At 71.6% G+C, this 26810-nt stretch carries 30 protein-coding genes and 1 pseudogene; 16 read left to right on the top strand and 15 right to left on the bottom strand.

Features of this window, described 5'->3' with window-relative positions:
* Positions 1-31 precede the first annotated feature (31 nt).
* Together ABZ562_RS31770 and ABZ562_RS31765 are read left to right on the top strand one after the other, a co-directional pair.
* Positions 32-523, top strand: coding sequence for a GNAT family N-acetyltransferase (locus ABZ562_RS31770; protein ID WP_361486204.1), 492 nt, complete (start codon positions 32-34; stop codon positions 521-523).
* An 87-nt stretch (positions 524-610) separates the two neighbouring features.
* Positions 611-916 carry a helix-turn-helix domain-containing protein gene (locus ABZ562_RS31765; RefSeq protein ID WP_361486202.1) on the top strand — a complete coding sequence of 102 codons (306 nt, stop codon included), beginning with the start codon at positions 611-613 and terminating at the stop codon, positions 914-916.
* Between the two features lie 28 nt (positions 917-944).
* Here ABZ562_RS31765 and ABZ562_RS31760 read toward each other — a convergent pair whose 3' ends face one another.
* Both ABZ562_RS31760 and ABZ562_RS31755 read right to left on the bottom strand, forming a co-directional pair.
* Positions 945-1463 (bottom strand): NUDIX hydrolase, encoded by a 519-nt coding sequence (locus ABZ562_RS31760; protein WP_361486199.1) that lies wholly within the window; start codon positions 1461-1463, stop codon positions 945-947.
* The gene (locus ABZ562_RS31755; protein ID WP_361486196.1) at positions 1460-2761 is read right to left on the bottom strand and encodes an XRE family transcriptional regulator; all 1302 of its coding nucleotides are present in this window, start codon (positions 2759-2761) and stop codon (positions 1460-1462) included. The genes ABZ562_RS31760 and ABZ562_RS31755 overlap by 4 nt, the downstream gene beginning before the upstream one ends.
* A 68-nt stretch (positions 2762-2829) precedes the next feature.
* Between ABZ562_RS31755 and ABZ562_RS31750 the strand changes: the two are divergent.
* Both ABZ562_RS31750 and ABZ562_RS31745 read left to right on the top strand, forming a co-directional pair.
* Positions 2830-2910, top strand: a pseudogene (locus ABZ562_RS31750) (toxic cation resistance protein); the annotation flags it as partial.
* Positions 2911-3161: 251 nt separating this feature from the next.
* Entirely contained in the window at positions 3162-3467 is a 306-nt protein-coding gene (locus ABZ562_RS31745) for a hypothetical protein (protein ID WP_361486193.1), read from the top strand.
* A 334-nt stretch (positions 3468-3801) separates the two neighbouring features.
* Here the strand turns inward: ABZ562_RS31745 and ABZ562_RS31740 are convergent, their stop codons facing one another.
* A complete protein-coding gene (locus ABZ562_RS31740) occupies positions 3802-4191 on the bottom strand; it encodes a helix-turn-helix domain-containing protein (protein ID WP_361486191.1) in 390 nt (129 codons plus the stop codon).
* A 116-nt stretch (positions 4192-4307) separates the two neighbouring features.
* On the opposite strand from ABZ562_RS31740, the gene ABZ562_RS31735 reads away from it, so the two are divergent.
* Positions 4308-5144 (top strand): alpha/beta hydrolase, encoded by an 837-nt coding sequence (locus ABZ562_RS31735; RefSeq protein WP_361486188.1) that lies wholly within the window; start codon positions 4308-4310, stop codon positions 5142-5144.
* 37 nt (positions 5145-5181) lie between these two features.
* On the opposite strand, the gene ABZ562_RS31730 is transcribed toward ABZ562_RS31735, so the two are convergent.
* Positions 5182-5697: a CGNR zinc finger domain-containing protein gene (locus ABZ562_RS31730; RefSeq protein WP_361486186.1), complete on the bottom strand. Its 516-nt coding sequence runs from the start codon at positions 5695-5697 to the stop codon at positions 5182-5184.
* 84 nt (positions 5698-5781) lie between these two features.
* On the opposite strand from ABZ562_RS31730, the gene ABZ562_RS31725 reads away from it, so the two are divergent.
* Positions 5782-6669, top strand: coding sequence for an alpha/beta hydrolase (locus ABZ562_RS31725; protein WP_361486183.1), 888 nt, complete (start codon positions 5782-5784; stop codon positions 6667-6669).
* A 12-nt stretch (positions 6670-6681) separates the two neighbouring features.
* Here ABZ562_RS31725 and ABZ562_RS31720 read toward each other — a convergent pair whose 3' ends face one another.
* The 3 genes from ABZ562_RS31720 to ABZ562_RS31710 are packed head-to-tail and all read right to left on the bottom strand — an operon-like array spanning position 6682 to position 9889.
* Positions 6682-7449, bottom strand: a complete 768-nt coding sequence (locus tag ABZ562_RS31720; RefSeq protein ID WP_361486180.1) for a MerR family transcriptional regulator — start codon at positions 7447-7449, stop codon at positions 6682-6684.
* A gap of 40 nt (positions 7450-7489) precedes the next feature.
* The gene (locus tag ABZ562_RS31715) at positions 7490-8401 is read right to left on the bottom strand and encodes an alpha/beta hydrolase (RefSeq protein ID WP_361486178.1); all 912 of its coding nucleotides are present in this window, start codon (positions 8399-8401) and stop codon (positions 7490-7492) included.
* 57 nt (positions 8402-8458) lie between these two features.
* Positions 8459-9889, bottom strand: coding sequence for a PLP-dependent aminotransferase family protein (locus ABZ562_RS31710; protein ID WP_361486176.1), 1431 nt, complete (start codon positions 9887-9889; stop codon positions 8459-8461).
* Between the two features lie 46 nt (positions 9890-9935).
* Here ABZ562_RS31710 and ABZ562_RS31705 point away from each other — a divergent pair, with 46 nt between their 5' ends.
* Complete coding sequence (locus ABZ562_RS31705; RefSeq protein WP_361486173.1) at positions 9936-10877, top strand: aldo/keto reductase; 942 nt, start codon at positions 9936-9938, stop codon at positions 10875-10877.
* Between the two features lie 124 nt (positions 10878-11001).
* On the top strand, positions 11002-11799 hold the full coding sequence (locus tag ABZ562_RS31700) for a DUF1868 domain-containing protein (protein ID WP_361486171.1): 798 nt from the start codon (positions 11002-11004) through the stop codon (positions 11797-11799).
* Positions 11800-11854: 55 nt separating this feature from the next.
* On the opposite strand, the gene ABZ562_RS31695 is transcribed toward ABZ562_RS31700, so the two are convergent.
* From ABZ562_RS31695 to ABZ562_RS31685, 3 genes are all read right to left on the bottom strand, one after another.
* Positions 11855-12358, bottom strand: a complete 504-nt coding sequence (locus ABZ562_RS31695; RefSeq protein ID WP_361486169.1) for a DUF3515 domain-containing protein — start codon at positions 12356-12358, stop codon at positions 11855-11857.
* A 73-nt stretch (positions 12359-12431) separates the two neighbouring features.
* Positions 12432-12653, bottom strand: a complete 222-nt coding sequence (locus ABZ562_RS31690) for a hypothetical protein (RefSeq protein WP_361486166.1) — start codon at positions 12651-12653, stop codon at positions 12432-12434.
* Positions 12654-12831: 178 nt separating this feature from the next.
* Positions 12832-13212, bottom strand: a complete 381-nt coding sequence (locus tag ABZ562_RS31685) for an ArsR family transcriptional regulator (RefSeq protein WP_361486164.1) — start codon at positions 13210-13212, stop codon at positions 12832-12834.
* Here ABZ562_RS31685 and ABZ562_RS31680 point away from each other — a divergent pair.
* Positions 13181-14557 carry an MFS transporter gene (locus ABZ562_RS31680; RefSeq protein WP_361486162.1) on the top strand — a complete coding sequence of 459 codons (1377 nt, stop codon included), beginning with the start codon at positions 13181-13183 and terminating at the stop codon, positions 14555-14557. The two genes, ABZ562_RS31685 and ABZ562_RS31680, sit on opposite strands and share 32 nt — an antisense overlap.
* A gap of 10 nt (positions 14558-14567) precedes the next feature.
* Here the strand turns inward: ABZ562_RS31680 and ABZ562_RS31675 are convergent, their stop codons facing one another.
* The 4 genes from ABZ562_RS31675 to ABZ562_RS31660 are packed head-to-tail and all read right to left on the bottom strand — an operon-like array spanning position 14568 to position 18556.
* On the bottom strand, positions 14568-15188 hold the full coding sequence (locus tag ABZ562_RS31675; RefSeq protein WP_361486160.1) for an ATP/GTP-binding protein: 621 nt from the start codon (positions 15186-15188) through the stop codon (positions 14568-14570).
* A complete protein-coding gene (locus ABZ562_RS31670) occupies positions 15136-15588 on the bottom strand; it encodes a DUF742 domain-containing protein (RefSeq protein WP_361486158.1) in 453 nt (150 codons plus the stop codon). Before ABZ562_RS31670 ends, ABZ562_RS31675 begins: the two co-directional genes overlap by 53 nt.
* A 30-nt stretch (positions 15589-15618) precedes the next feature.
* On the bottom strand, positions 15619-16095 hold the full coding sequence (locus tag ABZ562_RS31665) for a roadblock/LC7 domain-containing protein (RefSeq protein ID WP_361486156.1): 477 nt from the start codon (positions 16093-16095) through the stop codon (positions 15619-15621).
* Positions 16076-18556 (bottom strand): ATP-binding protein, encoded by a 2481-nt coding sequence (locus tag ABZ562_RS31660; protein WP_361486298.1) that lies wholly within the window; start codon positions 18554-18556, stop codon positions 16076-16078. The genes ABZ562_RS31665 and ABZ562_RS31660 overlap by 20 nt, the downstream gene beginning before the upstream one ends.
* A gap of 515 nt (positions 18557-19071) precedes the next feature.
* On the opposite strand from ABZ562_RS31660, the gene ABZ562_RS31655 reads away from it, so the two are divergent.
* The 5 genes from ABZ562_RS31655 (at position 19072) to ABZ562_RS31635 (ending at position 23378) form a co-directional block, all read left to right on the top strand.
* Positions 19072-20208 (top strand): substrate-binding domain-containing protein, encoded by a 1137-nt coding sequence (locus ABZ562_RS31655; RefSeq protein ID WP_361486154.1) that lies wholly within the window; start codon positions 19072-19074, stop codon positions 20206-20208.
* Between the two features lie 44 nt (positions 20209-20252).
* The gene (locus ABZ562_RS31650; protein WP_361486151.1) at positions 20253-21161 is read left to right on the top strand and encodes a phosphorothioated DNA-binding restriction endonuclease; all 909 of its coding nucleotides are present in this window, start codon (positions 20253-20255) and stop codon (positions 21159-21161) included.
* A complete protein-coding gene (locus ABZ562_RS31645) occupies positions 21158-21979 on the top strand; it encodes an endo alpha-1,4 polygalactosaminidase (protein ID WP_361486150.1) in 822 nt (273 codons plus the stop codon). Before ABZ562_RS31650 ends, ABZ562_RS31645 begins: the two co-directional genes overlap by 4 nt.
* Before the next feature lie 135 nt (positions 21980-22114).
* Positions 22115-22768 carry an ATP-dependent Clp protease proteolytic subunit gene (locus ABZ562_RS31640; protein ID WP_361486148.1) on the top strand — a complete coding sequence of 218 codons (654 nt, stop codon included), beginning with the start codon at positions 22115-22117 and terminating at the stop codon, positions 22766-22768.
* Positions 22769-22772: 4 nt separating this feature from the next.
* Positions 22773-23378, top strand: coding sequence for an ATP-dependent Clp protease proteolytic subunit (locus tag ABZ562_RS31635; RefSeq protein ID WP_361486145.1), 606 nt, complete (start codon positions 22773-22775; stop codon positions 23376-23378).
* Between the two features lie 54 nt (positions 23379-23432).
* On the opposite strand, the gene ABZ562_RS31630 is transcribed toward ABZ562_RS31635, so the two are convergent.
* Positions 23433-23825 carry a helix-turn-helix transcriptional regulator gene (locus ABZ562_RS31630; RefSeq protein ID WP_361486143.1) on the bottom strand — a complete coding sequence of 131 codons (393 nt, stop codon included), beginning with the start codon at positions 23823-23825 and terminating at the stop codon, positions 23433-23435.
* A 141-nt stretch (positions 23826-23966) separates the two neighbouring features.
* Here ABZ562_RS31630 and ABZ562_RS31625 point away from each other — a divergent pair, with 141 nt between their 5' ends.
* Positions 23967-24842, top strand: coding sequence for an alpha/beta hydrolase (locus tag ABZ562_RS31625; RefSeq protein ID WP_361486141.1), 876 nt, complete (start codon positions 23967-23969; stop codon positions 24840-24842).
* Between the two features lie 86 nt (positions 24843-24928).
* Positions 24929-26794: a gamma-glutamyltransferase gene (locus ABZ562_RS31620; RefSeq protein WP_361486138.1), complete on the top strand. Its 1866-nt coding sequence runs from the start codon at positions 24929-24931 to the stop codon at positions 26792-26794.
* Positions 26795-26810 lie beyond the last annotated feature (16 nt).

Raw genomic sequence — 26810 nt, 5'->3', positions numbered from 1 at the left:
CGGGCTGAACGCCGTCGCTAGCGTATGACGGATGAAAATCCGGGCGTTCGAGGAGCATGACTGGCCGCAGGTCTGGCCGATCATCGAGCAGATTGTCCGCAAGGGGGACACCTTCTGCTACGACCCTCTCCAGACCGAGGCACAGGCGCACGACATGTGGGTGGTCCCGCCACCAGGACATGTCGTGGTGGCCGTAGACGGCCAGCGCGTGCTCGGCACCTCGAACATGTACCCCAACCGGCCCGGCCCCGGTGCCCACATCGCCAGCGGCAACTTCATGGTGGCGTCCGAGGCACGCGGCCAAGGTGTCGGCCAAGCGCTGGGCGAGTATCTGCTCAACTGGGCCTCGACCTGCGGCTTCGCCGGCGTGCAGTTCAACGCGGTCGCGGCCTCCAACACGCCCGCTCTCAAGCTGTACGAGCGCCTCGGGTTCACCATCATCGGCACCGTCCCGGGCGCGTTTCGCCATCCGGCGCTGGGTCCGGTCGGGCTGCACGTCATGTATCACGGCTTGGGCACCTGACCCACTGCGGTCACCCAGTCGGATGACCGTCGGCTGCCTAGGGTGGAGCGACCGTACGACCTACCACCGGACGTTGGAGGAGTCACCGTGAGCGGGGGTTACCACACCTCATGGACGGTCCCCGAGGAGCACAGAGCCGATCCGGCGTACGTCGGGGCGGGCGCCCCCATCGCGCTTGGCCAGGCCGTCTACGACCGCCGTACGGCCCTGGGCATCAGCCAAGCCCTGCTCGCCGAGCGAACGGGCCTGACCGTGGACGAGATCGACCGCCTCGAAGGCGGCGGCACCGCCCTCCCCCTTCTGCGCGCCTTGGCCAAGGCGCTGGATGCCGCGCTGGATGTGTCGATCGATACGGAGGAGACCTGTGTCACTTTCGTGCCGCACGCCGACTGACCAAGTGGACGACGCACACTCCGCGTCGTCACGGAACGAAACGTTCACCGTTCTCCAGATACGCGGGCCGCTGCTCGGCCAGAGCCCGAAGGGCTTGGGCGGCCCGGCGGCGGGTGCGGGGTGGGAGCATGGTCAGGGCGTCGTCCGGGGAGACGAAGTCGCAGGCCGAGAGCTCACGGTCGCGCGGGTACAAGCCGCTGGCCTGGCCGGTCGAGAGCGTGCCTCCGTCGAAGACGAACGCGAGTTGGTCGTCCCAGGGGCCGTGTGGCGCGACCCAGTCGACGCAGAGGAGCCCTCGTAGCTCGACGGCGAGGCCCAGCTCTTCGGACAGTTCGCGTCGCGCCGCATCCGCGGGTGACTCGTTCGCCTCGGCCATCCCGCCGGGCAGATCCCACGCTTCCTTGTACGTCGGCTCGACCACCAGCAGGCGCCCGGCGGCATCGTGCAGGAGGACGTCGGCCGATACACGCTTGCGTGCCTGCTTGGCGTTCCCTTCCGCCAAGTAGGCGTCCCATTCGGCGGTGCCTGGCTGGGGGCGCGTGGTCATATGGCAGTGCCTTCGTGAGTGGGAGAGGCGCCGAGGCCCGCCAGGACGAGCGCCCGTTGCCGCCTCGTCGCTGCTAGACAGTCCAGGAAGTCACTTACGGTCGGTTCCGCACAATAGCGGGCCAAGGCATCTGCCAGAACGTCGAGTTGCTGAGTGATCCGCAGCGATCCGAGCGTTCCGCAATCGCCGAGGAGCCCACGGCCAACCTCACATGCGGCCTCCGGCTCGCCCTGCCGGGTACGGATCAGTGCCAAGGTGATCTGGCTGAATACGCGGCTCCTCGCGCGGTCGCCGGCGCGGAGAGCGATCGCCTCTTCGGCCGCTTCCACAGCGGCGGGCAAGTGGCCCGCATCCTGCAAGGACAGCGCCACCTCACTCGCCAATGCGGGAGTATCGAACGAGCTGATCCACGGAGATGGCTCGGTGTCCGGCATCTTGTCGATCTCCTTCTGCGCCACGGCCAGTGATCGGCGGGCGCGGTCACCGTCCCCGAGCTGGGCGAGCGCTCGCGCCTCCATGGCATGCAGTCTCGCGATCAGCGTGGGGAGACGGACCCCACGGGTCACGTGATCGCGTCCCGCTCTCGCCAGAGAACCTGCCTTGTCCGGGTGCCCCGTCTGTAAGGCGAGATGACTCATGCTGGCGACGATGTTCGCGCTCAGTGCGTGATCCCCTCCCGCCTTCGCCAGCGAGAGGGCCTTGATGAAGTGGTCGCCAGCCCGTTGATCGTGCCCGGTGTCATGGGCCATCCATCCGGCCATCTCCGTGAGCGAGGCAGCCGCTTGGAACGTCCGAGGGGAGTCCTGGCCGGTCTCGCCGCCGAAGATTCGTGGGCCCATCTTGTGATGGAGGTAGTGGAGGACTGAAGCGTACAGGTGCCCGCCGCCCATCTGTCGGTCCGCCGCCCGAAAGGACCTCACTGCGGCCAGGTCCGGGGACACTTCAGGGCACGGCACGGCCTGGGAACGCGTAACCCGAGCAGTCTCGGATACTCGCCGCGACTCACGACCCTCCCAGGGACGGGGAGCCAGACGGATCAATCCACCCGGGACACGTAGCCCGTCAGCGATCTGCTCCATCTTCTCCAGGCTCGTCACACGTCCTTCGCCACGTGCGAGCTTCCCAACGCGCTCAGGTTTCATGTCGCATGCCTCGGCGATCCGCATGTAGCTGATGCCGGACCATTTGCGGGCGAGCACGAAGAACGCACCGAAGTCATGACGCAACAGCGCGGCACGCACGTCCTTGCGGTCGAGCAGGCGTTCCGGCAGGGCGTGGGGCGCGACGGACTCGGTCAAGGGGACACCCCCAGCAAGCCGTAACCTTACGGAGCGTTGACAAAATCGCACCGAGTGTATTCCAACTCCTGCGCAGGCATGACGATCTGCCGGTGCCGGATCGGCGTGTGGTCGACAACGCCGGGTTCTTTGCCGCCGGGCCGTCGCCGAACCAGCCTCCCCCTGAGGGGTATAGCCAGGAGCGGGAATCCAGTGCTGTTGCTCCGTAGCACAGTTGGCACACGCAAGACCCCCGCGACCGCGTGAACGGCCCGGGGCGTGGTCAACGCTGCAAGAGGAGCGTCAACGTGCCAAACCATATCCACCTCACCGTGTGGCGGCGGCTGCGGTCATTGCTGCCCGATCGGGGGCGCCCGCGCGTGAAGCTGCTGTGCGCTCCGCACGGGATGGTGGTGATCCGTTGAGCACGCAACCGCGTCTGCTGCCGTGGAACGGGGATGCCGGCAAGCCGTGTTACCTGGTCCCCGACGAGGACGGCAAGGGTTACCTGTCGCGGCTCGCCGACGAGATGGAGGCCGTGCAGCTCCGCATGGGTGCTGAACTCCTGGGCCACGCTCGCGTACTGCTCGGCAACCCCAAGGCGGAAGCCGGGGAGCTTCGTTTTCTGTCGAATCGACTGGTCGAGGCGCTGTACGACGCGCTCCGGGTCGCGGAGAGCCGCGGCAGGCGGCTTCCCGTGCCCGAGGAGAAGGGGGCAGACGGATGAGCGCGGACCGTCCCGCCCAATCCGAGTGGCGCATCGAGGCTGGTCCGGCGGGGCTGCGCGTACACCGTGAGGGGGATCGGTTCGCGCTGACTCTTCGAGTCGTCCGGCGAGGTGAGCACGTAGCCCTCGCCCCGCTGCTTCTGACGCTGGACGAGTCGGAACAGCTCCACGCGGGCCTGTGCTTCGCGCTCGGTCCGGAACCCGCGCGAGCGGACGCGCCTGAGTGCCGACGGCCTGTGCGCTATCCCGGCGGACGGGAGCGGTATTGAGGTCGGTGCTGCTCACCGGAGCGGGGCCGGTGAGCGGCGCCCTGCTACGGCACCCACCCGCCCGGTCATTCGGGCTCGGGCGGCAGGCCGTCGGCGTGGTGGTTGTTGCGGTCGATTTCTGCCATGTGCTGCTCCGCCCACGTACGCAGGGCATCCAGCGGGCCGTCCAGGGAGTGGCCCAGCGCGGTGAGCTGGTAGTGCACGCGGGGTGGCACCGTCGGTTCGACCCGGCGGGCGACCAGGCCGTCGCGGACGAGGCTCTGGAGGGTGGCGGAGAGCATCTTCTGCGAGATGCCCGGTATACGGCGCCGCAGTTCCGCGAAGCGCACCTCGTCCGGGGCCGATTCGGCCAGGACCTTCACCGTCAGCGAGGTCCATTTGGTGCCGATCCGGTCGAGCAGCCGCCGGGTCGGGCACAGCGGGCTGAACAGATCGCCGCGCTTCGACGTGGTCACCTGGGGCTCACCACCTGTGGGGAAAGTGCCGTCTTGGAACGTGCCGTTGGAGCGTTCAGGCTAGTTTCCCAGCGTTTGCTCGTCACCATGAGTTAGCTACTCTCCCGGAGTTCCCCATGCCTGAGCTGTGCCGCATTCCCGTCAACGGCATCGAGCTGAACGTCGCCCTGGCCGGATCGGGGCCGGATGTTCTGCTGCTGCACGGCTTCCCGCACACCTGGGAGCTGTGGAGCCCCGTCATGGCGGATCTGTCGGGCCGCTACCGCGTCATCGCGCCGGACCTGCGCGGGCTCGGCGCGAGCGCCCGGGCCCGGGCGGGGTACGACGCGATGACCCTGGCCGAGGACGCCGCGGCCTTGCTGGAGGCGTTGGGAGTGGAGTCGGCCGCCGTGGTGGGGATCGACGCGGGCACCCCGCCGGCCTTCCTCCTCGCGATGCGCCGCCCCGGGCTGGTACGGCGGCTCGTCGTCATGGAGGCCCTGGTCGGCCGGCTGCCCGGGGCCGAGGACTTCCTCGCCGATGGCGCACCGTGGTGGTTCGGCTTCCACGCCGTTCCGGGGCTCGCGGAAACCGTGGTGGAGGGCAACGAGGCCGCCTACATCGACTGGTTCCTCAACGCGGGCACCCTCGGCTTTGGTGTGCCCGCGCGGGCGCGGGAGGCGTTCGTCGCCGCCTACACCGGACGTGAGGCCCTGCGCTGCGCGTTCGCGTACTACCGGGCCCTGCCCGAGACCGCCGCGCAGATCGAGCGGGCCGTCGCCGCCTCCCGGCTGACGATGCCCACGATGGCCATCGGGTCGCACCCCGTGGGCACGGCGCTGGAACGCCAGCTCCGTCCGATCGCCGACGACCTCACCGGACATCTCCTGGAAGACTGCGGCCACATCATCCCGCTGCACCGCCCCGACGCCCTGCTCGGCCTGCTTCGGCCCTTCCTCGCCGGTCATCGCTGAGGGGCGGCCCCTGCTGACGTCCGGCGGCGGTCGCGGATCATCCGGGGGCCGCCTCGCCGGTACGTCGCCTTCGCGCGTGACTGCGGGCCTTCATCCGGTTGCCGCATGCGGCCATGGAGCACCAGCGTGCCGTGCCGGGGCGGCTGTGGTCGACGAGGAACAGGTTGCACGCCTCGTTCGCGCAGGGCCGCAGCCTGCCCGGCAGTTCTTCGCAGACCGTCGACCACGCGAGGACGACGCGGACGGCCAGCTTTTGATCACTCGCTGCTTCGAGCTGCCACTGAACGCCCTCGCTCGTGGCCGTGGGACACAAGCGGGCATGCCGAAGGACGGCGTCGAGGGCATCCACATCAGTGGATGCCCCGCGGATCAGCCGGTGCAGGGCGTCGCGCACGTCGCGCACCGCTTCGCGCTCGGCCGTCGTTCCGCGCCCGCCCAGCGTGCGGAGCCAGCGCGACGCCTCCTCTGCCGGCTCCAGTGCGTCCGTGGGCTTGCCGTCGATCACCGGAGCGCTGTTGAGCACCGCGAGCAGCAGCTCCTCGCCCTCGACCATCCCCTGCTCCTCCTTGACAAGCGCATCCGGGGCACGCACACTCACCATAACCTAACCGGTTAAATTGTTTTAAGGGGTTAGCTTATGGTCGCTGTTCATCACCGCACCGTCGAGGTCGACGGGCTGACGGTCTTCTACCGCGAGGCCGGACCGGCGGATGCTCCGGTCCTGTTGCTGCTGCACGGGTACCCGACCAGCTCGCACATGTTCCGCCACCTCATCCCGGCCCTGGCCGGTCCCTACCGGGTGATCGCGCCCGATCACATCGGCTTCGGGAGGTCGTCGGCGCCGGGCGTCGACGAGTTCCCCTACACCTTCGACGCGCTCGCCGAGGTCACCCGCCACTTCCTGGCCACGATCGATGTCGACCGCTACGCGATCTACGTCCAGGACTACGGGGCGCCTGTCGGCTGGCGGCTCGCGCTGGCGGATCCGGATGCCGTGGTCGCCGTCGTCTCGCAGAACGGCAACGCCTACGAGGAGGGCTTCGTCCCCGAGTTCTGGGCGCCGATCTGGGCCTACGGGGCCGATCGCAGCGCCGAGCACGAGGCGGAGCTGCGGCCCGCCCTCGGGCGCGAGGCCGTCGAGTGGCAGTACACCCACGGGGTGGCCGATCCCACCCTGGTCGACCCCGATGCCTGGGAGCACGACCTGGCCCTGCTGGCCCGTCCGGGAGTGGACCGCGCGCAGCTCGCCCTGTTCGGCGACTACGCCACCAACCGTGCCCTGTACCCGGCCGTGCACGAGTGGCTGCGCTCCCGCCGCGTTCCGGTTCTCGCGGTCTGGGGCCGCAACGACGAGATCTTCGGCCCCGCGGGCGCGGAGGCCTTCCGCCGCGACGCGCCCGATGCCGAGATCCTTCTCCTCGACGGCGGCCATTTCCTGCTGGAAACGCATCTCGACGACGTCACACGGGCGATCCTCGCCTTTCGCGAGCGGGTGCACGGCGGCGAGTACGCACCCCTCGGGTGACGAGGGCGTACGTCAGCTGTCGGACGTGACCAGGGCCCCGGCTTCGCTGTCGCGCGCGGCGGTCCGGCGCTGCTCGGCGCGGTGGGCGAGCACTTCGATGATGCGCCGCCATGCCGGTGATGCCTCGGCGATCCGGGAGGAGACCAACTTCTCGAGCCCCGGCCGGCCGCCGGCCCGTTCGTGGGTGGTCTCCCACGCGTCCAGGTCGTCGATGAGCCGGTCCAGGCGTGGATCGTGCGGATCCCAGTCGACCGATTGATCGCAGGCGAGATACAGGCGCGTCGTCTCGGGGTCGTCGAAGGCGGCGTGCTTCTCCCGTATCCGCTGCGGCACGGCGTGCGGGTTCAGCGCCCGCATCAGGATCCACGCGTCGCGTTCGAGCCGTACCCTCAGTTCGCTGATCCCGAGACCGCGCATCCGGTCCAGGAGGGCGACCACGTCGGGCGGCAGGACGAGCGTTTCGCCGCTTGCCAGGTGGGTGATCCGGCGGCGGTACGCGATCAGTTGGTCGATCTTGCGCCGCAACGCGGCGTCGATGTCGGTGATGGCCGCGGCGAACTCGTCCGGCTCTGCGTGCAGCAGCGCGTCGATACGGGCCAGCGGAACCCCGGCGTCGGCGAGGGTCCTGATGCGGATGAGATCTACCGCCGCCTGCGCGCCGTAGCGGCGGTAGCCGGAGGCATCACGCTCGGGCTCGGGCAACAGACCGATGTGGTGGTAGTGGCGAACGGTGCGCACGGTCACGCCGGCGGTCGCCGCGAGCTGGCCGATCGTCAGCACCGTTCCCCTCCGCTTCGTCGGGCGTGGCCGTGCCCTGAGTCTAGAGGCGGGCTCGGTCGACGACGTCGCGGATGGCCTGGACCACGGCGTCGGGACGGTCGAAGCAGAGCCGGTGGTGGAGGGTGTCGGAGAGGACGCGGTGCTCCCCGTACGAGACCGCGCTCACCAGGGCCGCGTCCATCCTCGTCCTGCCCTCCCGCATCTCCCGCAGCGTCTGCTCCGACGTCACGGCCCGCTGGGCGGGGTCGGTGCCCACCACGGAGAGAGCGACCACCGGGACGTCGGGAATGCCCGGCCCGGCGCGCAGTTCGGCGGCGAGTTGGGCCAATTTGGTGCGCTCGGCGATGCCGACGCGGGTCCATTGGTCACTCATCTTGGCATCGAGCAGCGCCTGCCGCAGCGGCTCCGGATAGTCGACGAGCAGGTCGGCGAACATCTCGCGCAGGGCCGGGCGCATCCGTGTGAGCTGTTCCAGATCAGGTGCCATCCGCTCGGCCGCGGCCAGACCGGCCGCGGCAGGCATGAAGTCGTCCCAGTCGCGGTGGAGGGCGTCCAGCCAGACCAGCCCGGCCACGTCCTGCGGGTACAGCTGCGCGAAGCGATGCGCGTAGGCGCCGCCGAGGGAGTGCGCCGCCAGAACGTACGGGGCGTCGAGGTGCTGGGCGCGCAGCAGCGCGCGCAGTTCCGTGGCGACCGCGGCGGCGGTGCGCGGCAGCGGGAGCGGATCGCTGTAGCCGGTGCCGCCGCGGTCGTACAGGACGGCGGTGGTGAACCGCGAGACCTGCCGCTGGACACCGAGGTAGTCCAGGCCGACCGCGCCGGCGCCCGGCAGGAACACGACGGCCGGTCCGCCGCTGCCCGACCGATGCGCGAAGAGGCGGCGGCCGTCGATGTCCTGGAACTCTCCGATCGGTGGAGCGAGCCGAGCCGGGGAAGTGCTGTAGTTCGTCATGCGGCAAGGCTCCAACCCTGACGCAGGGGCAGGGTCAAGCCGCGCGATGTCCCAGTGCTAGGGCGCGTGACGCAACTCGGCGCGCAGGAGCGCGATGGCCGCCGGGATCTCGGTGTCGCCGATGTTCCCGTAGCCGAGGACGAGCGCGGGCTCCGCCGAATCCGCCACGCGGTAGTCGTCGAGGTCCGCCACGCGCAGCCCGGCGGCGGCCGCGGCGCGGACCGTGGCGCGGGTGTCGGTGCCGTCCGGCAGGTGCAGCAGGATGTGCAGCCCGGCGGCCGTGCCGGAGACGCGGGCCTGCGGGAGCTGGGCGGCGAGGGTACGGATCAGCAGGTCGCGGCGGGTGCGGAAGCGGCGGCGGGCGGCGCGGAGGTGGGCGTCGTACCAGCCGCGGTCGATGAAGGTGGCGAGCGCGAGCTGGTCGAGGACCGGGGGCGCGGCGGCGACGGGGTTGGCCGCCCGCAGCGCCGGGGTCGTCGCGGCGGGCGCGACCAGCCAGCCCAGGCCGAGGGCCGGGGACAGCGTCTTGCTGACGGAGCCGAGGAGGAAGACCCGGCTGGGGTCCATGCCCTGCATGACGGCGACCGGGTGGTGGTCGTAGCGGAACTCGGCGTCGTAGTCGTCCTCGATGACGTAGCCGTCCACCTCGCGGGCCCAGCGCACCAGGCGTGCGCGGCGGGCCGGGGGCAGCACCGTGCCGGTGGGGAACTGGTGTGCCGCGCCGACGACCACGGCCCGGGCCGGGGTACGGACCAGGTCGTCGACGCGGAGGCCGTCGTGGTCCACGGGCACCGGGTACGGGCGCAGGCCCGCGCTCGCCGCGGCGTCGCGCAGCCGCCCCCAGCCGGGGTGTTCCACGGCCAGGTCGGCGATCCCCTGGGCGCGCAGGGCCCGGCAGGTGCGGACCAGCCCGTCCGTGACGCCGGCGCAGACGGACACGGCGGCGGCGTGCACGTCCGCGCCGCGCGAGCGGCGCAGGTACTGCGCGACGGTCGTACGCAAGCCCGGGTGCCCCGCGGGGTCGGGCAGGCCGAGGTCGTGGTGGACGGCCGAGCCGGTGACGGCCCGGACGGCCTCCGCCCAGCGGCGGCGCGGGAACGCCCGCAGGTCGGGCAGGCCGGGCGCGAGGTCGTACCGGACCGGTGGCGGCGCCGGTACGGGGCGCGCGTGCGGCCGTGGCGGCGGGGTGTCCGGATCCGGTGACCACGAGACGCGGGTGGCGGAACCCACCCGGGCGGCGAGGTAGCCCTCCGCGATGAGCTGCCCGTACGCCTCCGTCACGACCCAGCGCGAGCAGCCCAGCTCCTCGGCGAGCGCCCGGCTCGGCGGCACGGCGGCGCCCTCCGTCAGCCGGCCGTCGCGGATCGCGGTGCGCAGCGCGCGGGCGAGGCGATCGTGCAGGCGGCGGCTGTCAGGCTTCGGGGCGCCGACCTCCAGCAGCGTCGCCCACGCGAAATTGGTTGGGGAATTGGTCTGGGAAATCGCCACGGGATTGGAGCGTACCGCCGATCCGAATCGGCCTACCGTGATCGGCATGACGACGAATCCGGCGCTGGGCGCCATGCTGTTCGGCACGGTTCAGGACGAGCGTCGCTCGTTCGCGATCCTGGACCGTTTCGTGGACACCGGGGGCGTCTGGATCGACACCGCCAACGCTTACGCGTTCTGGTCGGACCCGACCGGTTTCGGCGGGCAGAGCGAGACGGTGCTGGGGCGCTGGCTGGCGAGCCGCCCGGGGGTCCGTGACCGCGTCAAGATCAGCACCAAGGTGGGCTGCGAGCCGACCGAGGCCGGGCGCTTCCCGGAGACGGCCGAGGGCCTGTCGGCCGGGGTGATCAAGCGCGGGATCGAGGGCAGCCTCCGGCGCCTCGGTACGGACCACGTCGAGCTGTACTGGGCGCACAAGCCCGATGAAGCCACCCCGCTGGACGAGACGGTCGCCGCCTTCGGCGAGCTGGTCGCCGCGGGCACGGTCGGCCGGCTCGGCTGCTCCAACTACCCGGTCTGGCAGCTGGAACGGGCCCGGCGGATCGCGCGGGACCACGGCGGCGCGGGCTTCACGGCGGTGCAGCAGCACCACACGTACCTGCGCCCCCGCCCCGGGGCCCTGCCCCTCGTCTCGCACCGGTTCGGCGTGGTCGGCGACGAGGTGCTGCACTACCTGGAGCACCACCCGGACATCGCGCTGTGGGCGTACACCCCGCTGCTGAGCGGCCGCTACACCCGCCCGGACCGGCCGCTTCCGGAGGAGTACGACCACCCCGGCACCGTCCGTCGGCTCGCCGCGCTCGACGAGGTCGCCGCCGAGACCGGCACGAACCGCAACCGGGTGGTGCTGGCGTGGCTGACCGGAGGCACCCCGGCCGCCACGCCGATCGTCGGCGTCAGCACGGTCGAGCAGCTGGACGAGGCGCTGGCAGGGGTGTCGCTGGAGCTGACCGCGCAGCAGCGCGAACGCCTGGACTCTGCCGTGTGACCCGTCCGGGTCAGCGCGTTGGGCCGGCTTTCCCGGCGGAGACGCTCATCAAAAATCCTCCAACCGTTCACTTCCGTGGGTGAGTCTTTGGCACCCCGGCCACCCCCTTACCCACGGGAGCGTCATGACCGCGATCAATCGTCGAAACGTGTTGCTCAGCGCCGCTGGTGCCGCTGCTGCGGGTCTGGCCCTCACCGGCCCCGCTGAGGCCACGGTGAACAACGGCAAACGTGAGCCGCTCAACGCCGGCCCGGGCAAGAAGTGGGACCTCGACGGCAACGCCCAGCGCTTCCGTGGCAACACGGTCGTCTGTCCCGTACCTCGGGACTCAGCCTTCTTCAACGCGGAGAAGCAGGCCCAAGAGATCATGAAGCGGTCGTCGTTGGCCGACCAGTACGCCTGCCTGCCACACAGCAGCATGCACATGACCGTGTTCGATATGATCGCCCAGGACACCATCGCCAACAAGCAGCTGCCGCCGTGGTTGGCGGACTGCCAGGACATGACAGAGATTTCTCAGCGCATTCTGGCGCGCTTGCAGGAGTCCCGTCTGACGCCGCTCGGCCCGATCAGCATGAAGGTCAAGGGCTTCCGCCCATTCGACGCAAACTTCACCATGGACCTCACCCCGGCTGACGACGCCACGTTCAACACCCTGTGGACGACTCGTCGGGAACTGCGAGAACTGCTCGACATCCGTGCGGCGAACTTCGACACCTACCAGTTCCACTCGTCCATCGGTTACCGCTTGGTCAAGCCACTGCCGTCAGACGTGCCTCCGATGGAGAAAGTGGCCAGGGAAATGACCAAGCTTTTCACCGGCGCAGCCGCGACCGTGACCTTGGAGCCTGCGGCGTTCAACCTGTTCGACGACATGCTGGCCTTCCCGCAGCTGTGGCTCCTGCCGCGCGCCGACAAGTGAGCAGACCGCTGCTGGTCGCATGAGGCCTGAGCGTGGACGGCCTGCTCGGCTCAGCTCAGAGCGTGTCACCCAATGCGAGGCATTTCGACTTCTGGGGAATTTCGCGAACGGCACGGTCAACGTCGATCAAAGCGTCTCCGGCTTTGGCGCCATCGCCCTCGACGGTCACCTCGACGGCGGGATCACGGCCGTATGTCGTCAGGACCTGCACCCCGTCCTTCTGCGCGCGCTTCTCGTCGAGCACCCAATCGACGCCGTTGACGGTCACGCACAGATTGGTCGTCGGCCGCAGCGGTGTGACGCCGCAGCGCAGGACGACCGAGCCGTCTCCCCAGGCGGCGACGCCCTTCCCGGTGATGTCGTCGCGATGCTTGGACAGCACGGTCTCGGGGGCCCGGGAAATGACATTCGCGCATTTCGGATTGTCCGCGAAGGGTCCGGGCTCGACGGAGGTCTTGGAAAAGAACAGGAAATACGAGGCGACCGCGGCCGCGATCCCCGCCGCGACGCACACCCCGGAGATGAGGCGGGCCTTTTTGCTCCATGACCTGAACCGCATCGGACCCACTTATCCCATCGACACCCTGGCTCGCACCCTACCGCCACGCCGCACACCGCCCCGGGGCGGGGATTCACAGGCGGGTGACGATGCCGGGGGCGGCGACGGCCATGGGGTACCCGAAGGTCTCCGCCGCCACTTCTTGGGCGGCCGTGGGGTCGGTCCCCGGCCTGATGAGCCGGATGCCCGCGTTGGGGACGAAGTGCGGCAGGAGCCAGGTGTCGACGGCGTAGGGACCGATGTCGAACCGGTCGCCGGGCGTGCACTCGTGGAGGCGGTACGCCCCCGCGAGCATGCTCGGTTTGTCGAGCGCGAGGACGGCGTCGACCGCTCCGTGCGGGGCGTGGACGAGCAGGGGCGGCGGCGGGTCGTCGCTCAGCCCCCGGGCGCGTAACAGGGGGTTGAGAACCCCGCGCGCCGCACCTCGGCGATGAGCAGGGGTTTTACGACCGGTTTCGGGGGCCCCGGCGGAGTTACGGCGCGTCCGGGGTCCAGGCCGTCACCAGGTCCAGGAGGCCGGGGAAACGGGCGTTGAGGTCGGCGATGCGTACGTGGCTGCGGCGCTCCAGGCCGTACTGCCGCTGCCTGGTGATGCCCGCCTCCCGGAGCGCCTTGAAGTGATGGGTGAGGGAGGACTTGGGGCGGTCGATCCCGAACCAGCCGCAGGGGTGGTCGAACTGCTCGGACTCCAGCAGGAGTTTGCGCACGATGAGCAGGCGCAGCGGGTCGCTCAGTGCGCCCAGCACCGTTTCCAGGCGCAGGTCTTCGACCGCCGGTTCCGGCAGCGGCTCGGGCAGCGCCGCGGGTTCCGGCAGCACCTTGATGGCAGGCGGCGGACCCACCGTCGACGACATACGCAGCTCCTCACACCCCACATCGACTGTACGAGTCCAATCGTACTGCATGCTATGTTCGACTTATCTCGTACTGTGGTGGAGGGAGCGGCCGATCATGCCCGAAGGTCGAACAGTGCCCGTGGAGGCAAGAGACCGAGAGCGCTCGGACACGGGCGCCCCGGCGGCTCCCACCTGGTGGGTGTGGCTCGCCGCGTGGCCGGTGACCGCCGTCTTCGTGCTGTCCAACGCCGCGACTCCGCTGTATGTGCTGTGGCAGCGGGACATCGGGTTCTCCCAGGGCACCCTGACGGTGGTCTTCGCCTTCTACATCGTCGGGCTGCTCGGCTCCCTGCTCGTCTCCGGCGTGCTGTCCGACCGGATCGGGCGCAAGCCCGTGCTGCTGCCCGCGCTCGCGCTCGCGCTGGCGGCCTGCCTGATCTTCGCCACGGCGCACACCGTGGCCGCGCTGATCGTCGCCCGGCTGTTCACCGGCATCGCGGTCGGCGCCATCGTCTCGGCGGGCATGGCCGCCGTGACGGACGTGGCCGGGCAGGACCGCAGGCGGCTCGCGGCGCTGCCGGCCTCGTGCGCCATGGTCTTCGGGGCCGGACTGGGGCCGCTCCTCGCCGGAATCCTCTCCGAGACCCTTCCCGCGCCGACCGTCACCGTCTTCGTCGTCGAGGCCGCGCTGCTGATCACCGCGATCCTCGCCGTGCTGCGCATGCCCGTACGGCGTCCCGCGGCACCGGCGGCCCCGGCGAAGGGGGCGTGGGTGCGGGTGCCCGGCGTACCGCACGGCAACGGCACACAGCTCACCCGGGGCATCGCGGTGTTCGCGCCCGGCATCACCGCGACGTCCTTCGTGCTCTCGCTCGGCCCCTCGCTACTGTCCGACCTGTTGAACACGACCAGCCGGATCGTCGCCGGAGCCATGGCGTTCGCGATGTTCCTCGCCGCGACCGGGGTGCAGTTCGCGGTGCAGAAGCTGCCCCGGCGCACGATCCTGACCGCCGGAGCGGTCAGCACCACCCTGAGCATGATCGCGCTCATCGTCGCCGTACGTACGTCATGGATCCCCGCGCTCATCGCGTCCGCCCTGCTGGCCGGGGCCGGGCAGGGCATGGGGCAGCTCGGCGGCCTCTCCCTGCTCAACTCCACCGTTCCGCCGAGGCGGTTGGCGGAGGCCAACGCGGCGCTCAATGTGGGCGGTTACGTTCCGGCCGGTCTGCTGCCGGTGTCGGCGGGCTACCTCAGCGACGCCGTGGGGCTGACCGGCGGGGCGACCCTCTTCGGCCTGGTCCTGATGGCCCTCGCCGTCGCCGGTGGCATCGTGGTCGTCGTCAGCGGCCGCGGGCGGGCGTGACGGCGAGGGGTCAGGCCGGTTCGGCGGCCTTCGCCCGGGCCAGGGCCACGTCCAGGACGACCAGCAGCGCGTCGCGGACCGAGCCGGTCTCGCGGGCGTCGAAGACGGTGAGCGGGATGTGCTCGGAGACGTCCAGCGCCCAGCGCACCTCGTCCAGGTCGTGCTCGACCTCGCCGTCGAAGGCGTTGACGGCGACGGCGAAGGGGATGTCCTTGTGCTCGAAGTAGTCGACGGCCGCGTAGCAGTCGTCCAGGCGGCGGGTGTCCACGATGACGAGGCCGCCGAGGGCGCCTTCGACCACGTCGTCCCACATGAAGCCGAAGCGGTCCTGGCCGGGCGTGCCGAACAGGTAGAGCTTGAGGGTCGGGTCGATGGTGATGACGCCGAAGTCCATGGCGACCGTGGTGGTGGTCTTGTCGGGGGTGTGGGTGAGGTCGTCCACGCCCGCCGCGACCTCCGTGATGGCGGCCTCGGTGGTCAGCGGGCGGATCTCGGAGATGGCGCCCACGGCCGTGGTCTTGCCCACTCCGAAGCCGCCCGCGATGACCAGCTTGACCGGCAGCGGCGGGGGTGCGGCTTCAGCTGCTGTCGCGGAGTGTGCCCCGTGAGTCGGGGACGGCACGGAGACCATCGATAACCCTTCGCAGTACGGAGATGTCCTGGACTGTCCTGGCGTCCGGCACGTGCACCGCCAGGTGTCCGGCGGTGCACAGGTCCTCCGCCAGGACCCGCACCACATTGAGGTGCAGTCGCAGCCGCGCGGCCAGTTCCGCCACCGACTGCGGGCGTCGGCAGGCGGCGACGAGGTCGTGGCGTTCGAAGGTGAGCGCGCGCAGGGCGGAGAGCCCGTCCGACGTCGCCACGACCTGGGCCTCGACCGGGAGCGGGGGCGCGTTGCCGCCGCCGCCCGCCACCCGCCCGGCGGTCAGCAGGAACGGGCGGATCGCGGAGGCGCGGACGGTTGGCTCCGACGATGCCGCGGTGTCCGCGTCGTCCGCCGTCTCGTGCGGTTCGGGTTCACCGGTGGCCATCACGCCCCCCTTCTGGATGTGAGCACCGCGTCAGCCGATGGGGGAGCCGGCGTTCTTCTTCAGCTCCAGCACGAGCTGCGGGGTGAGCGCGGCCCCGGCCCGGTTGGCGAAGAGGGTCATCTCGTAGGCGATGTTGCCCAGCTTCGCCTCCTTCGACGTCACCACGCCGAGGACGGCACCGCAGCCGATGGCCGACACCAGGACGTGGCCGCCCTCCAGGTCGATGATGACCTTGTTGAGGCCGCCGAGGCCGTAGTTGCCGGAGGCTCCGGCGGCGAGGCTCGTGACGCCGGAGACGATCGCGGCAAGCCGCTCGGAGTCGGCCTGTTCGCGCAGCTCGGACACGGCGATCAGCAGACCGTCGGAGGACACGGCGATGGCGTCGACGACACCGGCGGTCTGGGTGGCGAACCGTTCGAGCAGCCAGGTGAAGTCGGCCGCGGCCGCTCGCAGATCGGTGGGTTCCTGCCCGGTGGGACCGCTGCTCTTACCTGTCGGCGTGGTCACTGCCCGACTCCTTCCGGGTTTGCTGATGGGGCAATGGCGTGGTGTCGGTCGGGGTGGTGGCACTGTCCTGCTGTGCCCTGCGTACGGCGGCCTCGAACTCGTCGAGTTCCGACCGGACCGCGTCGGCGTCGGCGGGCGGACGGACGGCCGCGATGCCCCGGTCGACCGCGGGGGTGGTCTTGTCGAGCGTCGCGCCCCGTACCCGTCGTCGCAGCGGACGGGAGGTGGGCGCGGCCGACGGCTTCTCCCCGGTGGGGGACGGTTTTCGCGGGGCGGACGGTTCCTGCGGGGCGGACGGTTCCTGCGGGGCGGACGGTTCCTGCGGGGCGGACGGTTCCTGCGGGGCGGATCGCTTCCGCTCGGCAGGGCTCTCCGGGGAGGTTTCCTCCGCGCCCTCGCGGTTCGGGATGCGCCGCGGGAGACCGCCGGGTTGCTCGGGTTCCGCCTGGCGCGATGGGGGCGGGGTGGTGGGCGTCCGTACGGGCAGCGGCGTGGCGGGCGGGGGCGCGGAGGCGGCGGACTCGGCGCGCTCACGCCCCGACGGTCCTCCGGGCGTGCGGGCCAGCTCCATGACCACCGGGGGCGGCGCGACGGCGTCCCCGGCGTTCACCGCCATCAGCAGCGCGTCGGGGATCCACACGGTGGCGGTGACGCCGCCGCCGGGCGTACGGCTCAGGGCGACCCGGATGCCCCAGCGCCGGGCGAGGCTTCCGACGACGAACAGGCCGAGCACCTTGGTGGGGACGAGGTCGAGCCGTTCGCGGCGGATGAGGCGGGCGTTCTCCTCGTCGAGGCGTTCGGCGCTCATGCCGAGGCCGTGGTCGATGACCTCGATCAGCGCGCCGCCGTCCGCGGTGATGTCGGTGCCGGGCCGTACGACGACCTCGACGGGGGTGTCGGACGGGGAGAACGCGACCGCGTTCTCCAGCAGTTCGGCGACCATCAGCGTCAGGTCGCCGATGATGTCGGGCGCGACCGTGACCTCGGATTCGGAGCGCAGGGCGACCCGCTGGAACCCCTCGATGCGGCCGAGGCTCGCCCGTATGACGTTGGCGAGCGCGGTCGGCTGGGCGTCCAGTTCGGCTTCGCGGATCCCGGCGAGCAGCATCAGGCTGTCGGCGTTGCGCTGGAGGCGTACGGCGATGTGGTCGATGCGGTAGAGCCGCTCCAGGACGTCGGGGGCGGTTTCCTCGCGTTCGACGGCGTCGATCAGCGTGAGCTGTCGGGTGGTGAGGTTGCTGACCCGGCGGCCGACGTTGCCGAACATCTCGCCGACGTTGCGGCGGCTGATGACCTGTCGCTCCAGCAGCGCCGCCGCGGTGGTCTGGACCTGGTTGAACGCCTCGGCCAGGTCGCCGATCTCGTCGCGCACCGGGACGGGGATGGGCCGTGGCCGCAGCGGGGTGCTGTCGGACGACTCGTCGTCCTCGACGCGGGCCAGTTCCTCGCCCGCCACCTCGACGACCTCATGGGCGGCGCCGGTCAGGGCCGCCAGGGGGCGTACGACGGAGCGCCGGACCAGGAAGGAGAAGCCGAGCCAGGCGCCGAAGCCGAGGACGGCGAGGCCGAGCAGGGCCACGGCCTTGTACGCGGCGTCCTGGGAGAGGCTTTCGGCGCGGGCGGCGATCTGCCCGGTCAGCGCGCGGGTGATGTCGAGGCGGTCCGCGGCCTGCCGGGTGCCCGCGACGATGGCCTTGCGCAACGCTTGCGGCGACTGGCCCTGGAGGGACGCGGGGTCGATCTGCAGCTCCGCGAACTTCGCGTCGAAGCCGTTCTCCTCGGCGCTGCGCTCGATGCCCTCCAGGCGCAGGACCTGGTCCGGGTCGGCGATGCGGCCGAATCGTTCCGTCTGCTCCTGGTAGACCCGGTGGGCACCGGCCGCGCGGGTGTATTCGGTGAGGGCGTTGGCGTCCTGGGTCTGGGCCGAGAACACCCCGCTCTCGAAGGCGGCGTGGGCGGCGTCGGCGCGCAGCACCGTGTCCAGCAGCTCGATCACCGAGGACGACGAGGAGCCGGAGAAGCGGTCGAGCCCGATGCCATCGATCAGGTAGCCGACCGCGTTGGCGTACGCGGGGTCGATGCCGGCGGCGGGCACCGAGCCCCGCTCGACCTTGTCCCGCAGCACGCCGAGGCCGTGGACGTAGTCCAGGGCCCGCCGCTCGTCCTTCGTCAGCCCCGCGCCGAACGCGGAACGCACGGCGGTGGCCTGCTGGTCGGTGGCGCGCTGCATCCGGCGGTAGTCGACGGTCGACGGCAGGTTCGCCCCGGGCCGGGCCGCCTCCTGCTCGACCGCCAGCAGCAGCGCCTGCCGGTGCTCGGCCTGGATGTCGTTGACCAGCCGTGTGACCTGCTCGCTGTCGCGCACCAGCCGCGCGGTGCGGTCGGCGTCCCGGGCCTGCTGCACCTGGCCGTACGCGCCCACACCCAGCAGCACGCCGACGACCACGACGGGCACGACCACCAGGACGTTGAGCTTCCGCCGGAACGGCCAGCGGTCGAGGAGGGCGTCGGCTCGCGGCAGGGCGTCCGCCCTTCGGGCATCCGCTCTGCGGGCGTCTGCTTTCCAGCGGAACCTGGGCTCCCGCGGCGCGCGCCCGGAGGGGTCCGGTTCGCGTGGCGGGTCCTCCGTGTCCACAGACACCCGGGCCTCCTTCGATGTGCTCCTGAGCGGTGACCGAGGTGTCGTTGTTGCCGACCGCCGACGACCGTGGAGCGTGACGCCGGCGACGTCCGCGCCCCATGCGAGCGACTAGTTTGCGCCACACGTCCAACCGGCCGTGAACACTACCGTGTGTGCGTACGCATGCAAGACATCCATCGGCAACGGTTACCGAAGATCCACGGTTGTCAGGTTTAGGCCACCGCCCCGTCGCCTCTCGCTCGCCCCCGGGGGCTGCCCCGCGGGGCACCGCCACCCGTAACCTGTCTCCTCCCACCCCCGGCCCGAACCCGTCTGTGCCCCCGCTGAGGAGACCCGTGCACGCCACCCGCAAGTCGGTCCTGACAGCCGCCGCGCTCCTGGCCGTGGCCACCACCGGCTGCGAACCCGGATCCGGCACCGCCGCCACGAAACCGCACCCCGCCAAGCCCGGCTGCCCCGCCACCCTCGCCAAGGCCAAGCAGGCGGTCGCGAAGGCCGAGGACGTGGACACCCCGTGGAAGGGCCCCACGACCGGACCGAAGGCCCGTGACGGTAAGAGCATCGTCTTCATCCCCCACACCATCACCAACCCCGGGCCCGCCGGAGTCGCCCAGGGCGTCCAGGAGTCCGCCAAGCTGCTCGGCTGGAAGGCCCGCACCATCAACGGCCAGGGCACGCCGAGCGGCATCCGGTCCGCGTTCAAGGAGGCCATCGACCTCAAGCCGGACGGCATCGTCATCGGCGGCTTCGACCCCGCGACCGTCGCGGATGAGGCCGAGAAGGCCAGGGCCGCGGGCATTCAGCTGATCGGCTGGCACGCCGCCCCCGCCCCCGGCCCCAGTAAGAAGCCGGAACTCTTCACCAACATCACCTCCAAGGTCGAGGACGTCGCGAAGATCAGCGCTGACTGGATCATCGCCCGGTCGGAAGGACACGCGGGAGTCGTCCTGTTCACCGACGCCACGGTGCCGTTCGCCAAGCGCAAGTCGGATCTGATCAAGAAGGAACTCGCCACCTGCTCCGACGTCAAACTGCTGAGCTATCAGAACATCCCGATACCCGACGTCAACCGCCGCGCCATCGGGTCGGTCCGCTCGCTGCTCTCCCGCTACGGCGACAAGTGGACCTACTCCGCCGCCATCAACGACCTGTACTTCCAGCACACCGCCCCCGCGCTGCGCGCCGCGGGCAAGGACGGCGCGGGCGCCCCGTACACCATCGGCGCCGGTGATGGCGACCCGTCGGCCTTCGAGCGCATCAACAGCAAGCGGTACCAGGCCGCCACCGTGCCCGAGCCGCTGTCCGAACAGGGCTGGCAGATCGTCGACGAGTTCAACCGCGCCTTCGCGGGCAGCCCCGCCAGCGGGTACGTCGCCCCCGTCCACATCACCACCGCCGCCAACAGCGGCGGCGCCCTGTCCTGGGACTCCGAGGGCTACCGGCAGGCGTACCGCAAGATCTGGGGCAGGTGACCCGCCGCGTCCACGCGGCACCCGGCCGCCATACAGTCCGTCACATGGACTGGATCGAACGCGTCGGCAACCTGCGGCAGTGGACCCACAAGGGGTTACGCGCGCCGCACAAGCCGCTGCTCATGCTGTACGCCCTGGGGCGCTTCCAGCAGGGGCCCGATCAGGGGCTCCGCTACTCGGACGTCGAGCGGGACCTGAAGGACCTGCTGCGGGACTACGGGCCGCCGCACGACACCTCGCCCTCGTACCCCTTCCACCACCTCACCAACGACGGGGTGTGGGAGGTGCGCACCGCCGACGGCGGCGCCAGCCCCGGATCGGGCGTGGGGCGGTTGCGGGAGAGCGGCGCGGAGGGGCGGCTGGTGCCGGAGTTGCGGTCCGCGCTGTCCACCGAGCCGGAACTGCTGGGGCGGCTGGCGCACGTTCTGCTGGACACGCACTTCCCGCCCTCGCTCCACACCGACATCGCCGCCGCGGTCGGGCTCGACCTGGAGTCGGCGGACGGCGCGGTCGTCGCGACCGTGACGGCACGCGACCGGCGGCGCGCGGCCGAGCTGCGGCGGCAGGTGCTCGTCGCCTACGAATACCGGTGCGCGTTCTGCGGGTTCGACGGGGCGATCGGCCGGGTGCCGGTGGGGCTGGAGGCCGCGCATGTGCGGTGGTGGGCCTTCCGGGGCGCGGACGACCTCTCCAACGCGCTGTGCCTGTGCTCCCTGCACCACAAGCTGTTCGACCGGGGGGTGCTGGGCCTGGACGGCGGGCGGCGCATCATCGTCTCCCGGGAGTTCACCGGCCGCGGCGAGGCGGCCCGGACGCAGGTGCTCGACCTGGTGGACCGTACGCTCATCGGGCCGCAGCGCGGCAGCGCGACGGTCGCGCCGGAGAACGTCGCCTGGCATACGGAACAGGTCTTCCGCGGCAAGGCCCGAGTGGCGCAGGGGGCAGGAGCATGAACCACTCCCCCGCCGCGCGCACCCGGACCGCGGTCGCGTCGGCCCTCGCCGCCCTGGTCATGTCCGTGCTGCCCGGGTGCGGCTCTGCCGCGAAGGACACCGGAGCGGCCGAGGTGAAGCTGCCCCCGAAGGGCGCCGCCTGGGACTACCAGATCGGCGGCGCCTACCCGCCGCCCGAGGGCGTCCGGATCGTGAGCCGGGACCGCGCCGACGATCCGGCGCCCGGGCTGTACAACGTCTGTTACGTCAACGCCTTCCAGACCCAGCCGGGCGAGAAGTGGCCGTCCCGGCTGCTGCTGCACGACAAGAGCGGCGAGGTCGTGGACGACCCCGAGTGGGACGGGGAGTCGGTGCTCGACATCACCACCGCCGCGAAGCGCGAGGAGGCGGCCGGGAAGGTCGGGGCGTGGTTCAAGAGCTGCGCCGACAAGGGATTCGACGCCGTCGAGCCCGACAACCTCGACACGTTCACCCGCTGGCCCGGCCTGCTGACCGCCGACCAGGCCACGGCGTACGTGTCCCTGCTGGCGCGGCGCGCCCACGACCTGGGGCTCGCGATCGCGCAGAAGAACACCGGGCCGCTCGCCGCGCGCCGCGCGCAGACCGGGCTGGACTTCGCGGTCGTCGAGGAGTGCGGCAGATACGACGAGTGCGGGGCGTTCGCGAAGCCGTACCGGAACCGGGTGGTCGTCGTCGAGTACGAGGACAAGGGGATGGCGAAGGCGTGCGACGGCTTCGGCGACCGGCTGTCCGTCGTACGCCGCGACCGGGACGTCTCCACCCCGGACGACGAGGGTTACGTCCGCGACGTGTGCTGATCCGCCGCCGCACCTCTGCTGACGGCGGATTTGCCGCGGGCAGAGAAACCTCCCCCGGCCGCCCGTTCGGGCCGACAGTGAAGTGACCGCGGCGAAGGCCGCCGCGGGTCACCACGGTCACCCCTGGGAGGCCCGATGCCCACATCCCTCACCGGCTGGGACCCAGCCCTGAGCCCCCGCGCCGAGGAGGGCGATACGCCGCCCTCACGCTTCGACGACCACCTGGCCGCGCAACTCCTCACCCAGCGGATCGTCTTCCTCGGCACCCAGGTCGACGAGGTCTCCGCGAACCGGGTCTGCGCACAGCTGCTCCTGCTGTCGGCGGAGGATCCGCGCACCGACATCAGCCTCTACATCAACAGCCCCGGCGGCTCGGTGACGGCCGGGCTGGCGATCTACGACACGATGCGGCTGATCCCCAACGACGTCGCGACCCTCGCCATGGGCTTCGCGGCGAGCATGGGGCAGTTCCTGCTCACGGTCGGGACGGCGGGCAAGCGGTACGCCCTGCCCAACGCGCGGATCATGATGCACCAGCCGTCGGCCGGGATCGGCGGGACGACCGCCGACATCGCGATCCAGGCCGAGAACCTGGAGTTCACCAAGACGGCCATCGAGCGCATCATCGCCGAGCACACCGGCCAGACCCGGGAGACGATCTCCCGCGACGGCGACCGGGACCGGTTCTTCACACCCGAGCAGGCGAAGGAGTACGGGATGGTCGACCACATCGTGGAATCGCTGAGCGATGTGCGCCCGGGCGCCCCGCGTCGACGGATGGGGATCTGAGGACATGAGCCAGTACACGATTCCGACCGTCGTCGAGCGCACCACGCAGGGCGAGCGCGCGTACGACATCTACAGCCGGCTGCTGTCGGAGCGGATCATCTTCCTGGGCACGGAGATCGACGACGGCGTCGCCAACGTCGTCATCGCGCAACTCCTCCACCTGGAGTCGGCCGGTCCGGAGCAGGAGATCGCGATCTACATCAACTCGCCGGGCGGCTCGTACACCTCGCTCATGGCGATCTACGACACGATGACCTTCGTGACCGCCCCGATCTCGACGTTCTGCGTCGGCCAGGCGGCCTCGACCGCGGCGGTGCTGCTGGCCGGGGGCGACCCCGGGCGGCGCTTCGTCCTCGAACACTCCCGGGTCCTGCTGGGCCAGCCCGCGACCGGCGGGGCGCGCGGCACGGTGTCCGACCTCAGCCTCCAGGCCAAGGAGATGCTGCGCATCCGGGCCCAGGTCGAGGAGGTGCTGTCCCGTCACACCCCGCACGACGTGGCGACGCTGCGCGCGGACATGGACCGCGACAAGGTGTTCACGGCGCGGGAGGCGGTGGCGTACGGGCTGGCCGACGAGGTGCTGTCCCGGCGGCTGGTCCGCGCCGCGTGACCGCGTGACCGAGGCGGCTGGGGCTGCTCGGGCGGTTCAGGCCGCTCGGGCGTCTCAGGCGGCGAGCCGCAGCCGGGCCTCGCCCTGATGCGACGTCAGCCGCGCCCGCGGGGCGGCGGCCCCGGCCGTGGCCGTCCGCGCTCCCGCCGCCGTCAGCCGGACGATCTCGCCGTGGGCCAGCGCGAGCAGATCGGCCAGCCCCAGGCCGAGGGCGCGAGCGGCGGCCGCGAGGACTTCCGACGAAGCCTCCTTGCGGCCCCGCTCCAGCTCGGAGAGGTACGGCATCGAGATCCGCGCCGCGTCGGAGACGTCCTTGAGCGTGCGCCGCTGCGCCAGCCGCTCCCGCCGCAGCACGTCCCCGACGACGTCCCGCCACAGTGGCTCCTTGGCCGTGGGGACGGGGCGCAGAGGGATGACGCGGGCTCGTGTCGGCTCGTGGCTGCTCATCCCCTCAGCGTAGAAGCGCCCCGCCCGCCCGTCAGCCGACTCCGCTCTGCCTGCGGCGAAACAGCCCTTGACGACGCGAGGGAAATGGCGAGACGATACGTCTCGTCCAGCGCCGGCCCGTCCGTCGAGAGGACCACGCCCATGCACACCGCGTACGTCGAAGCCGCCCCCGGGGTGCGGTTGTGGACCCAAGCGCGCGGGGACGCGGGCGCCCCGGCGCTGCTACTGGTCATGGGGGCGCAGGCATCCGGTCTGGGGTGGCCCGAGCCGCTGGTGGACGCCCTGGCCGAGCACCACCGCGTCATCCGCTACGACCACCGCGACACCGGCCGCTCCACCTGGTCCTACGAGCAGGACCCCTACCGCCTCGCCGACCTGGCCGAGGACGTGGTCGCGGTGCTGGACGGGCTGGGCGTCGAGCGGGCGCATCTCGTCGGGATGTCGATGGGCGGCCTGCTCACCCAACTCGTCCTCGCCGACCACCCGGACCGGGTGCTGAGCGCCACGCTCCTGGGCACCAGCGCGTGCGGCACCACCCCGTACGTCGCGCCCGACGGGACCCGCGTCCCCGTCGAGGAGCTGCCGGGGGTGGATCCACGGATCCTGGAGGAGTGGGCGCGTCCGGTGGAGGACCACGGGCTGGACGCCGAACTCGACCGGCGGGTGAGGCACTGGAAGCTGCTGAACGGGGAGCAGATCCCCTTCGACGCCGAGTGGTTCCGGGAGCTGGAGCGCCGGATCATCGAGCACACCGGGCGCTACGACACCTCCGGCGCCCACGCCCGCGCCGACCAGTCCGGGCTGGTGCGCACCGAAGCCCTCGCCGCGACCGAGGTGCCCACGCTCGTCGTCGCGGCCACCGCCGAACCGGTTGTCCCGCCGCCGCACGCGCGGCATGTGGCCCAGGTCATCGCCGGCGCCCGGCTCGTGGAGATCCCCGGCATGGGCCACGCCCTGCCCCGCCAGGTGCTGGGCCCGCTCACCGACGCGATCCTGGGGCACACCCTCGGCGTGTGATCGACGCACCGTGGACCGCTCCGCGGGTGGTGCGCGATGCTGGGCCGCACTTCGGCCGCCCTCTTCCCCGCACCCCAGGGAGCTGCATGTTCACCACCCGGCCCACCCTCCAGGGCACCTACGGCATGGTGTCGTCCACGCACTGGCTGGCCTCGCAGTCCGCCATGGCCGTCCTGGAGGACGGCGGCAACGCCTTCGACGCGGCCGTCGCCGCCGGATTCGTCCTGCAAGTCGTCGAGCCGCACCTGAACGGGCCCGCCGGTGAGGTGCCGATGATCCTCGCCCCCGCGGGCTCCCCGCCGACCGTGCTGTGCGGGCAGGGCCCGGCGCCCGCCGGGGCCACCATCGACCACTACACCGGGCTCGGCCTCGACCTGGTGCCCGGCACCGGCCCGCTGGCCGCTGCCGTCCCCGGCGCGTTCGACGCCTGGATGCTGCTGCTGCGCGACCACGGCACGCGGCACCTCGCCGAGGTGCTGCGCTACGCGATCGGGTACGCCGAGCACGGCCACCCCGCGGTCGAGCGGATCGGCGAGACGGTCGAGACCGTACGGGAGCTGTTCGAGACGGAGTGGACGACCTCCGCCGAGCTGTATCTGCCGGCCGGACGGCCGCCCGCCCCCGGGCGGCTGCTCACCAACCCCGCGCTGGCCGCCACCTGGCGACGGATCCTCACCGAGGCGGAGGCGGCCGGTCCGGGCCGGGAGGCGCGGATCGACGCGGCCCGCCGGGTGTGGCGCGAGGGCTTCGTCGCCGAGGAGCTGGCCGCCGCCGCGGCCCGGCCCGCCATGGACTCCTCCGGGGAACGCCACGCGGGCACCCTCACCGGCGACGACCTCGCCGGATTCGAGGCCACGTACGAGGAACCCGCCCGGTACGACTGGAACGGCTGGACCGTGTGCAAGGCCGGGCCCTGGAGCCAGGGGCCGGTCCTCCTCCAGCAACTCGCCCTGCTGCCGGACGGGTTGGACGCCGCCGACCTGGGCACGCCCGGTCTGCTGCACACCCTGATCGAGGGCGGCAAGCTGGCCATGGCCGACCGGGAGGCCTGGTACGGGGACGCCGCCGACGTACCGCTCGCGGACCTCCTCTCCCGCCCGTACACCGAGGAACGGCGGGCGCTGGTGGGCGAGCACGCCTCGTACGAGCTGCGCCCGGGACACCCCGGCGGCCGCGAACCCCGGCTGAGCCGGCAGGCGCTGGCCGCCGTCGCCCGGTCGGCGTCCGGCGGAACCGGCCCGGCCGCCGGGCCCGGCGGCGGGGAGCCGACCGTCGGCGGCGCGCCGACCACCGGCGGGGAACCGGCCGTCGGCGGGGAACCCGCCATCAGCCCGGACGGCGTCACCCGGGGCGACACCTGCCACCTCGACATCGTCGACCGCTGGGGCAACATGGTCGCCGCCACCCCCAGCGGCGGCTGGCTGCAGTCCAACCCCGTCATCCCCGCGCTCGGCTTCCCGCTCGGCACCCGGCTCCAGATGGCCTGGCTGGACCCCGGCCTGCCCAACTCCCTGACCCCCGGGCGCCGCCCGCGCACCACCCTCTCCCCTTCTCTCGCGCTGCGCGGCGACACCCCCGTCCTCGCCTTCGGCACCCCGGGCGGCGACCAGCAGGACCAGTGGAGCCTGCACTTCTTCCTCCATGTCGCGCTGCGCGGCGCCGCCGTGCGCTCCGGGCTCGACCTCCAGGGCGCCATCGACGCGCCCAACTGGCACCAGGAGAGCTTCCCCGGCTCCTTCCACCCCCGCGCGATGACGGCGGGGCGGGTCGTGATCGAGTCGCGGGCCGGTGAGGACACGGTCCGCGCGCTGCGGCGGCGCGGCCACGACGTGGTGGTGGGCGGGGCCTGGTCGGAGGGGCGGCTGTGCGCGGTGGCGCGCGACCCGGAGACGGGAGTGCTGCTGGCCGGGGCCAACCCCCGGGGCGCCCAGGGATACGCGGTGGGCCGCTGAGCCGTGGGCCGTTGGC

Origin of the sequence: Streptomyces sp. NPDC019937, from assembly GCF_040631655.1 — a bacterium.
In the GTDB taxonomy this organism is placed as follows: domain Bacteria; phylum Actinomycetota; class Actinomycetes; order Streptomycetales; family Streptomycetaceae; genus Streptomyces.
This window is presented reverse-complemented; position numbering and strand designations above follow the sequence as displayed.